The 8,551-nt window shown below is 41.2% G+C and carries 11 protein-coding genes; 8 read left to right on the top strand and 3 right to left on the bottom strand.

Features of this window, described 5'->3' with window-relative positions; all coding sequences use genetic code 11:
• Positions 1-70: 70 nt before the first annotated feature.
• Positions 71-574: a phycobilisome protein gene (locus tag V7K69_RS00320; protein WP_335030553.1), complete on the bottom strand. Its 504-nt coding sequence runs from the start codon at positions 572-574 to the stop codon at positions 71-73.
• A gap of 219 nt (positions 575-793) precedes the next feature.
• On the opposite strand from V7K69_RS00320, the gene V7K69_RS00315 reads away from it, so the two are divergent.
• Positions 794-1,456 (top strand): HEAT repeat domain-containing protein, encoded by a 663-nt coding sequence (locus tag V7K69_RS00315; protein ID WP_335030552.1) that lies wholly within the window; start codon positions 794-796, stop codon positions 1,454-1,456.
• 146 nt (positions 1,457-1,602) lie between these two features.
• Positions 1,603-1,803, top strand: a complete 201-nt coding sequence (locus V7K69_RS00310; RefSeq protein ID WP_335030551.1) for a hypothetical protein — start codon at positions 1,603-1,605, stop codon at positions 1,801-1,803.
• 47 nt (positions 1,804-1,850) lie between these two features.
• On the opposite strand, the gene V7K69_RS00305 is transcribed toward V7K69_RS00310, so the two are convergent.
• On the bottom strand, positions 1,851-2,000 hold the full coding sequence (locus V7K69_RS00305; RefSeq protein ID WP_335030550.1) for a hypothetical protein: 150 nt from the start codon (positions 1,998-2,000) through the stop codon (positions 1,851-1,853).
• Positions 1,993-2,817 carry a pentapeptide repeat-containing protein gene (locus tag V7K69_RS00300; RefSeq protein ID WP_335030549.1) on the bottom strand — a complete coding sequence of 275 codons (825 nt, stop codon included), beginning with the start codon at positions 2,815-2,817 and terminating at the stop codon, positions 1,993-1,995. Before V7K69_RS00300 ends, V7K69_RS00305 begins: the two co-directional genes overlap by 8 nt.
• A gap of 116 nt (positions 2,818-2,933) precedes the next feature.
• On the opposite strand from V7K69_RS00300, the gene V7K69_RS00295 reads away from it, so the two are divergent.
• From V7K69_RS00295 to V7K69_RS00270, 6 genes are all read left to right on the top strand, one after another.
• The gene (locus V7K69_RS00295) at positions 2,934-3,506 is read left to right on the top strand and encodes a phycobiliprotein lyase (RefSeq protein WP_335030548.1); all 573 of its coding nucleotides are present in this window, start codon (positions 2,934-2,936) and stop codon (positions 3,504-3,506) included.
• Positions 3,507-3,674: 168 nt separating this feature from the next.
• Positions 3,675-4,409 carry a 15,16-dihydrobiliverdin:ferredoxin oxidoreductase gene (locus V7K69_RS00290; RefSeq protein WP_335030547.1) on the top strand — a complete coding sequence of 245 codons (735 nt, stop codon included), beginning with the start codon at positions 3,675-3,677 and terminating at the stop codon, positions 4,407-4,409.
• 62 nt (positions 4,410-4,471) lie between these two features.
• The gene (locus V7K69_RS00285; protein WP_335030546.1) at positions 4,472-5,236 is read left to right on the top strand and encodes a phycoerythrobilin:ferredoxin oxidoreductase; all 765 of its coding nucleotides are present in this window, start codon (positions 4,472-4,474) and stop codon (positions 5,234-5,236) included.
• A 718-nt stretch (positions 5,237-5,954) separates the two neighbouring features.
• Positions 5,955-6,101, top strand: a complete 147-nt coding sequence (locus V7K69_RS00280) for a hypothetical protein (RefSeq protein ID WP_335030545.1) — start codon at positions 5,955-5,957, stop codon at positions 6,099-6,101.
• A gap of 337 nt (positions 6,102-6,438) precedes the next feature.
• The gene (locus tag V7K69_RS00275; protein WP_335030544.1) at positions 6,439-7,668 is read left to right on the top strand and encodes a sedoheptulose 7-phosphate cyclase; all 1,230 of its coding nucleotides are present in this window, start codon (positions 6,439-6,441) and stop codon (positions 7,666-7,668) included.
• Positions 7,669-7,672: 4 nt separating this feature from the next.
• Positions 7,673-8,506: an O-methyltransferase gene (locus V7K69_RS00270; protein ID WP_335030543.1), complete on the top strand. Its 834-nt coding sequence runs from the start codon at positions 7,673-7,675 to the stop codon at positions 8,504-8,506.
• The last annotated feature ends 45 nt before the right edge of the window (positions 8,507-8,551 follow it).

Genomic DNA, 8,551 nt, shown 5'->3' with positions numbered 1-8,551 from the left:
AGATTAACCGCCTCCCCAATCTCAAAAAATGGTTTGTGGAAATTTTTGCTAAACCAGCATAGCTATTGGATCATCTTTTTTGTGGAGTTCTCTTAATGCTTTTTAAACCTAAGAGCATTGCATCTAATGGAACTTGTAATTCCTGATAGAGTAAGTTCATATAGTGCAGTCCGGTGGGATTTGTATACTCAGCGTGTCCACCTGCTATGCCATAAGTAATACAACGGAGAAAATGCCAAAAATCTCGCCAGCAAGCTTGGGCGCGTTCAGGCGGATAAAGGCCACCTCCAGGCTGGATAATTTCAGGATAAGTCGTCAAAACCTGCTCTCTAGCTTCATCAACAATTTCGGCGGCGCGATCGCGTAACAACACAGCAACAGGAATCAATTCAGAATTATCGGATGACTTGGTTTGAATCTGTAATAAATCTTCGTCACTCAGATAACGGAAAGCATCATCCGCAGCTTGAAATATGGCAATCGCTGCTTTGGAATGAGACTTATCCCACTCAGCAAAGCTGATAATTCTAGCTTTGGCGATTAATTCTTTGACGGTTTCGCTTAATTGAGTCATTGGCTTAGGGAATTGGGAATTGGGAACTTGTACTGAGCGTAGTCGAAGTATTGAGAATTGGGAATTGGGAATTGAGAATTGGGAAGTAACAAGGAATCTTTCTCCTCTGCCCCCTGCTCCCCTGCCTCCCCTGTTCCCTGCCATTAAATCTTCCCAAATGCGATCGCTATTTTTTGACATCTGTAAAATAAAGTAAAGATAGCTCTACCAAATGCACCTATGGAAATCGATCAAATCCAAACTGAACTGAAGAACCCAGATTTTCACTCTCGTTTGAAGGCGATCGCAGCCCTCAATGATTATGAATCAGAAGTTGCAGTTCCTCTTTTAGCAAGTAAACTTCATGACTCAGAATTTTTGGTGCGTTCTTTTGTAGCCAGGGGTTTGGGTAATCAACAATCAGCAGAATCTTTTGCTGCTTTGATGCAAATTATGAAATTTGACGATACCCCCAACGTGCGAGCTGAGGCAGCCAATTCTTTGTCGCTATTTGGTAGAGTCGCAGTTTCTCATCTAGTTATGGCATTTTATCAAGATTACCACTGGCTAGTTAAGCGGAGCATTTTAGCTGCGATCGCTGAAATGAATTGCCCTGAAGAGCTATTTGATATCTGCGTTCAAGGTTTGAAAGATGAAGATTTTACAGTTCAGGAATCCTCTGTTGATGGACTCAGCTTACTAGCTGATTCTAGCCAAAATACTGCGGCACTATGCCAAATACTAACATTAGTGAATGATGAATCTTGGCGGATGCGCGTGCGAGTTAGCTATGCCCTCAAACGCTTTGACGAGCCGGAAGCAAAAGCAGCCCTGAACCAACTTAGACAGGATGAAGATCACCGAGTTGTCGGAGCTGCTTTAGAAGACTTGCTGCCACAATAGCGATGTGGGTTTGTGCCGAATCTTGTGATAAAATTTATTTCAAGAATAGACAATATGCTATTTAACCTTAAAACTAACCAAAATATCCGGCTAATCTGCCAAAATCTGGAATAAAAGATCAACTTTTTCGAGATGAGGAGGCATTTGTGACTGATACACAAACTGGTCAAATGACTTGGCGACCACCAGGTTCCTCAGAATCTGCTTTACATTTGCGACATAAAGCTTCGGAAGCCTGGCGATCGTATAAAGAATTTCCCCAATATGCTCTACCCGATACACCGGGTTTTTCCGAAGGATATGCTACATTTTTAGCGCTGCTAAAAAATAACTGGCAACTGTTGTAAAGCCACTACTAAATTATCAAGTAATTAAGTGAACTTGATATTAAAATCTAAAATTTAAAATTGCCACGTTGCTGAATTAAAGCATGAATCTGGATGTAGAGACGTAGCACTGCTACGTCTCTACAAGGATTTTGGTATGATGCAAAATCATTTTCATACATGGAATCAGCAACGCCAAAATTGCGACGGTCAAGCACTCAAACTCTCACGAGTTGTTGTACGAGTGTAGGCGTTCCAAACGTCGAGTTCTGAATATGGACGGCTTTTAAGCATAGCTTTAGTTGCTTCTGTGAGTCCTTGGGCTAAAGTAAAGTCTGCACCAGCGATACTTTGAAGATGCTCCATCTCTGCATCACATAGGTCAGTCGCTCGAAGGTCTGCATCCCGCAAATCGGCTCCAGTCAATCGAGCATTCCGCAAACAAGCCCCAGTCAAATAAGCTTTTGTCAAGTCAGCGCCACTTAAAGCCGCACCTTGCAAATTTGCTCCTGTCAAGTCAGCGCCACTTAGGTAGGCTCCACGCAGATTAACACCCTGTAAATCTGCGTTTCGTAAAGAAGCTGTGTTCAGAAAAGCACCATTGAGATTAGCACCCGGCCCTACAGCTCCCGAAGCTTTGTAGTTATATTCTTGGGGCCATTTCGTATGTGCATCATAACGGGCTACTTGCAGTTTGGCTCCTTCCAAATTTGCGCCACTGAGATTGGCTTGTTGGAGATTCGCACGGTTTAAATAGGCTCCCTGCAAATTAGCCCCACTCAAATCGGCTCCTTGCAGATTTGCACCTCGCAAATCTGCGCCACTCAAATCAGCATTGCTCAAGACTAGCTCACTGAGATCGGCTCCTAGTAGCTTGGCTTTGCTCAAATTAGCTTGTTGTAAATCAACTCCCCTGAAATTGAATTGGTACAAATCAACCCAATCCAAAGGGTTTCTGGCTTTGAGGGCTGTTAATATTTCTGGAGTAGGACTGGGGCGTTCGCTAGTGATAAGTTGAATTTCACTATTTGTCATCAGTTGATAAAAATATAACTTTTGGAGTTATTCTACACTTTAGCGAAATTGGGACTTCATCTCATTGCTCAGTATTCACTAACGGCAAAATTTAATCAAAAGAGGTTTTAAAACAGATGCATCTAATACCGCCCTTGTCAATGATCGACTTCTTCCATAAAAGTGAGGGTACATGGTTTACGGAACGTTCCGTTCACCATTTTGACTCAGCAGCGGATGAGTCTGGGCAGTCGAATTTGATCATCAAAGTCATGGAAAAGAACGATCTCAAAGTCCAAGAAGTCTGTAAAGACCAAGGCATAGACCCTACTAAAGCAACAGGTGGTGCGAGCTTTGCATGGCAGGCTAACTTAGACACCAGGCTACCTAATGATAATGCTGCTATTTTGGTTGATATTCCCGACGAAACGAGGCGTTCTGGAAAACTGATCCGTAACCAAGGCTATGTTGAGAGCATTCCAGTTGTCAGTCGGTATTGGTTTGCCGATGATGGAGTTCTGACGATTGATACTGACTATGACAATAACCAAGGTCAAGAACGTTGTTGGTTTATTACTGATGATTTTCGTGTCAGGGTTAGTACCGTGCGAATGATGAACGGTGTCAATTTAATGGCTTATTGTTCTGAACGTCGCTGTGTTTCCCAAGAACTTCTAGAGCAAATGATCGCTAATCATGCTAGGCATTAGTGGGGAATGGGGAATGGGTAATGGGGAATGGGAAATCAGGAGATAAGGAAGAATAACTAATACCCAATTCCCAATTCTCTATTAAGGAATGTTGCTTTGTTTCTCATAAATGAGACGTGCATGATTGCCATAACTTATTTTCATGCAAGGGTTAACAAATCATGTTCCATGTATAAACCTTTCCTGGAATTTTTAGAAAAAGAGCTATTTCAGCGCTTTGATTTACAAAGTAGGGTCATTCCCCCTGGTTTAGAATTCAAAGTTAGCGATCGCGGCAGAAACCCTGCAACTATTCGCAGTTGGTGTTACCAATCTCAAGAGTTGCGGAAAATTCGCTATACCTATATTGATGCCGGGGAAAGCGCCCAAATTTTTAACAGCGTAATTTATCCTAGCCATAACTACGATTTACCTCTTTTGGGGATTGATTTTTTATCCTTTGGCAAAGTCAAGAATCTAATTGTGCTTGACTTTCAGCCTTTGTTTCAGGATGAAGATTATCAAAACAAATATATAGCTCCGCTAAAATATCTCCATAATAAATACCCGGATTTGGCGCAAAACTTAGAAATGAAGTTTTACGATGCCAACCAGTATTTTTCTAAGTACCTCTTGTTTGCCAAAACAGACGCTGAAACAGTTTCAACGCGAGTCTTTGAAGCTTTTAAAGATTATTTAAACTTGTATTGGCAAATGCTAGCAGATGCCCAAGTGCTTCAAGATCCAGAAGATATCCAACGGATTATCAAAGCCCAAAAAGACTATGACCAATATAGTGCAGACCGAGATCCAGCATCTGGTTTGTTTAGCAGTTACTTTGGTCATGAATGGGCAGAGCGTTTTCTTCATGAATTTTTATTTGAAGATGCCGTTCCTCTAGCAGTCAGTGCCAGCAAAAGATAATTGGCAGGAGGCAGAAGTTCTTTAATTTTGAATTTTGAATTTTGAATTCGGAGCGAAGCGACGTGACACTATATCAGCCATTTCTCGATTATGCGATCGCCCATATGCGATCGCGCTTGGATTTACAACCCTATCCCATCCCCACTGGGTTTGAGTCCAAAAGTGCTGTTGTGGGTAAGGGCAAAAATCAAGAAGAAGTTGTCACCACTAGTTACGCCTTTCAAACTGCAAAATTGCGCCAAATTCGTGCAGCCCACGTCCAGGGTGGTAATTCGCTGCAAGTGCTAAATTTTGTGATTTTCCCCCGCCTCAACTATGATCTACCCTTTTTTGGGGCGGATCTGGTGACATTGCCAGGAGGACACCTAATTGCTTTGGATATGCAGCCCCTATTTCGGGATGATTTAGCATATCAGGCAAAATATACTGAACCAATTCTGCCCATTTTCCACACCCATCAACAGCATCTATCTTGGGGAGGAGATTTCCCAGAAGAAGCACAGCCTTTTTTCTCTCCCGCTTTCCTGTGGACTCGTCCCCAAGAAACGGCTGTAGTGGAAACTCAGGTATTTGCCGCTTTCAAAGACTATTTAAAAGCTTATCTAGATTTCGTAGAACAGGCAGAAGCTGTAACAGATTCCCAAAATTTAGAAGCTATTGAGCAAGCCCAACTGCGATACCTACGATATCGGGCTGAAAAAGATCCAGCACGAGGGATGTTTAAACGCTTCTATGGTGCCGAATGGACTGAAGAATATATCCACGGTTTTTTATTTGATTTAGAGAGAAAATTAACAATGGTGGGACACTCAATACTGTTCGGTTAAGGAATTTTTTGGTTGAGGCAGAGGGAGAAGAGAAGCTGTTCTTGAGAGAAGAATTACGAACCTATCCCACTAATAATATTTGTGCTATAAAGCTTAAGCTTATTGAGAACTAAAAACGAAAAATTAAGGTTTTCAAGCACATTTTACGAAAATAAGTAGGGATTTTTAGAATAGTGGGATAGGTTCACTGAACAATAATCCTTTTTCCTCCCCTGCTTTCCCTGCCTTCTCTGCCTCCCCGAACCCCTATTGGCGTGACACTTTATTATTAATAAGTCCTATGGAGTCTACTGGATAAAATATCTATCTTTAGACATACTTTTTAAAAATGCTGGCTGCTCAGTACACTTCGCATGGTGGATTGACTTAAATATATTTAAAGATGTTATGATTTGTATAGTTCTAATGTTATGATTTGTATTGTGCTTTTAAGTTCCTAAGCAGTGGATTATTTGTTAGTTCGAGCTAAAATAACCTAATTTAGAACTTTAAAGCCAATTCAAACAAACTTAGAAATTTTTTAACATCCAACCGTTCCTTAATAAAGTTAAAGTTTTGTTACTAGTAGCTCAGATATATTTAAATTCTGAATTTTCAAGAGTTACTGAGGTAAGTATGTTAAATACTGAGCATGAACTTGACTGAATGCAAGAGGGATTCTACTGTCATTCTGAAGCAAACAGAATGTAGAAGTTTAGTGATATAAGGTGCGATACTAATGCTAAAAAACAGCGGACTAACGATTAATCAGGGTTCTAATCTCAAATTGAAGCTTGCAGAACAACGATACGAGCAGTTTTCTAGGGTAGAAGTTTTGCGGAATCGTACAGTTGGAAAGCCATTAGAGTTAAATATAGTGGAATAAATCTTAATTAAATTAAGATGAATTTTCCAAATTTAAAATCAACAATCCCGGAAGAAACAGGCAAGTATGATGTCCATATATTGCTAGTGGGACTAGTTGATTAGTTTAAGGTTATGCCGAATTAAAGGTTAACCTACACAAAGAATTTACTCAAATGAGTGGTCTTGTTTAATAACATTGCCAGTCAGCAATAACAGTTAGCTTTTTATTGAAAGCTAGTTTTATCATGACTTTTATCTAATAAAGATAAAAAGCATAATCTATTGTTGGCGTGCATTAGGGTAAATCGCAATTATTACCAAAATCTCCCAATTTTTTGCAATAAAGGTCAACAGACATGAATAAGGTTCAAGCATCCTTTGAAGCTACAGAAACTGCATTTCACGTGCAAGGTTACGAAAAAATTGATTTTAGTCTCGTCTATGTGAACGGTGCATTTGATATTAAAAACAGAGAAATAGCAGATAGCTATCAAAAATTTGGTCGCTGTCTGACTGTAATTGATGCCAATGTTTATGAACTTTATGGACAACAGATCAAGTCCTATTTTAGGCACTATGACATTGATCTGACAGTATTTCCCATCATCATTACAGAGCCAGCTAAAACCCTTGAAAGCTTTGAGAAAATTGTTGACGCTTTTTCCGACTTTGGCTTAGTTCGTAAGGAACCGGTCTTAGTCGTTGGTGGTGGTCTAATTACTGATGTGGCTGGGTTTGCTTGTGCTGCTTACCGTCGTAAGAGTAACTTCATTCGGGTTCCGACAACGTTAATTGGTTTAATCGATGCAGGTGTAGCGATTAAGGTAGCAGTTAATCATCGCAAGTTGAAAAATCGTTTGGGAGCATATCATGCACCTTTGAAAGTTATCCTCGATTTTTCATTTTTGAAAACCTTGCCAACGGCTCAAGTTCGCAATGGGATGGCAGAGTTGGTCAAAATCGCTGTAGTTTCTAACTCGCAAGTGTTTGAAATGCTATACGAATATGGCGAAGAACTACTTTCTACTCACTTTGGACACGTGAATGGGACACCGGAACTTAAAGAGATTGCTCATAAACTCAACTACGAAGCAATCAAAACCATGTTGGAGTTAGAAACTCCAAACTTACATGAAATAGACCTTGATCGCGTCATAGCTTACGGACACACCTGGAGTCCTACTCTAGAGTTAGCGCCTCATGTACCCCTATATCATGGTCATGCGGTCAATATAGATATGGCTTTATCTGCAACCATTGCAGCACAACGAGGCTATATTCCAACTGAAGAACGCGATCGCATTCTAGACTTGATGAGTCGCATCGGTCTATCGCTGGATCATCCTCTACTAGATGGGGATTTGCTTTGGGATGCTACCCAGTCTATAAGCTTGACACGAGACGGCAAACAACGTGCAGCTATGCCTCGGCCTATTGGTGAATGCTTCTTTGTCAACGATCTGACTCGTGAAGAACTTGATGCTGCCTTAGCTGAACATAAACGTCTTTGTGCTAAATACCCTCGTGGCGGTGAAGGCGTTGACGCATACATTGAAAGTCAAGAAGCTCAACTCTTGGGGGTGTGAAAATATGACGAGTGTTTTAGGACGAGAAACAGCGAGGCCCATAACGCCACACAGTATTTTAGTAGCGCAACTACAGCAAACCCTGAAATTAGCAGAAGAGAGCAATATTCCCGTAGAGATATTAGATTCTCTGCGTCAGGGAGTTGAATTAGCGGCGGGGTTAGATCCCTATCTGGATGATTACACAACTCCCGAATCGAGTGCCTTGACAGCATTGGCGCAAAAAACAAGTCTTGAAGACTGGAGTAAACGTTTCAGCGATGGTGAAACAGTGCGTCAACTAGAACAAGAAATGTTGTCAGGACATTTGGAAGGACAGACATTGAAAATGTTTGTTCATATCACTAAAGCAAAGCGCATCCTAGAACTAGGGATGTTCACAGGGTATTCAGCCTTGGCAATGGCAGAGGCACTACCAAGCGATGGGCAACTCATAGGTTGTGAAGTTGACTCTTATGTAGCTCAATTTGCTCAAGCTTGCTTTAGTGAGTCTCCCCACGGCAGCAAAATAGTTGTAGAAGTAGCACCTGCTTTAGAAACACTCCATAAGCTGGCAGCAAAAAAAGAATCATTTGATTTAATCTTCATTGATGCCGATAAAAAGGAGTATGTAGAGTACTTCCAGCTCATCTTAGATAGGGAATTGCTGGTTCCTGATGGGTTAATCTGCGTGGATAACACTTTGTTGCAAGGACAAGTTTACTTACCACCAGAACAACGCACCGCCAATGGTGAAGCGATCGCTCAGTTCAACCGTGTTGTCGCCGCCGATCCTCGTGTAGAGCAAGTTCTGTTACCCATCCGAGATGGTGTAACTCTGATTAGACGCATAGCGTAACGAAGTTTGTAGAGACGTTGCATTGCAACGTCTCTACAATAAATA

It is taken from the genome of Nostoc sp., from assembly GCF_036917775.1.
Taxonomy (GTDB): Bacteria; Cyanobacteriota; Cyanobacteriia; order Cyanobacteriales; family Nostocaceae; genus Nostoc.
This window is presented reverse-complemented; position numbering and strand designations above follow the sequence as displayed.

Excerpts from the sequence above, each read along its gene's own strand:
- V7K69_RS00320 (WP_335030553.1), bottom strand. The coding sequence starts at position 574 with ATGACTCAATTAAGCGAAACCGTCAAAGAATTAATCGCCAAAGCTAGA.
- V7K69_RS00315 (WP_335030552.1), top strand. The coding sequence starts at position 794 with ATGGAAATCGATCAAATCCAAACTGAACTGAAGAACCCAGATTTTCAC.
- V7K69_RS00300 (WP_335030549.1), bottom strand. The coding sequence starts at position 2,817 with ATGACAAATAGTGAAATTCAACTTATCACTAGCGAACGCCCCAGTCCT.
- V7K69_RS00295 (WP_335030548.1), top strand. The coding sequence starts at position 2,934 with ATGCATCTAATACCGCCCTTGTCAATGATCGACTTCTTCCATAAAAGT.
- V7K69_RS00290 (WP_335030547.1), top strand. The coding sequence starts at position 3,675 with ATGTATAAACCTTTCCTGGAATTTTTAGAAAAAGAGCTATTTCAGCGC.
- V7K69_RS00280 (WP_335030545.1), top strand. The coding sequence starts at position 5,955 with ATGCTAAAAAACAGCGGACTAACGATTAATCAGGGTTCTAATCTCAAA.
- V7K69_RS00275 (WP_335030544.1), top strand. The coding sequence starts at position 6,439 with ATGAATAAGGTTCAAGCATCCTTTGAAGCTACAGAAACTGCATTTCAC.
- V7K69_RS00270 (WP_335030543.1), top strand. The coding sequence starts at position 7,673 with ATGACGAGTGTTTTAGGACGAGAAACAGCGAGGCCCATAACGCCACAC.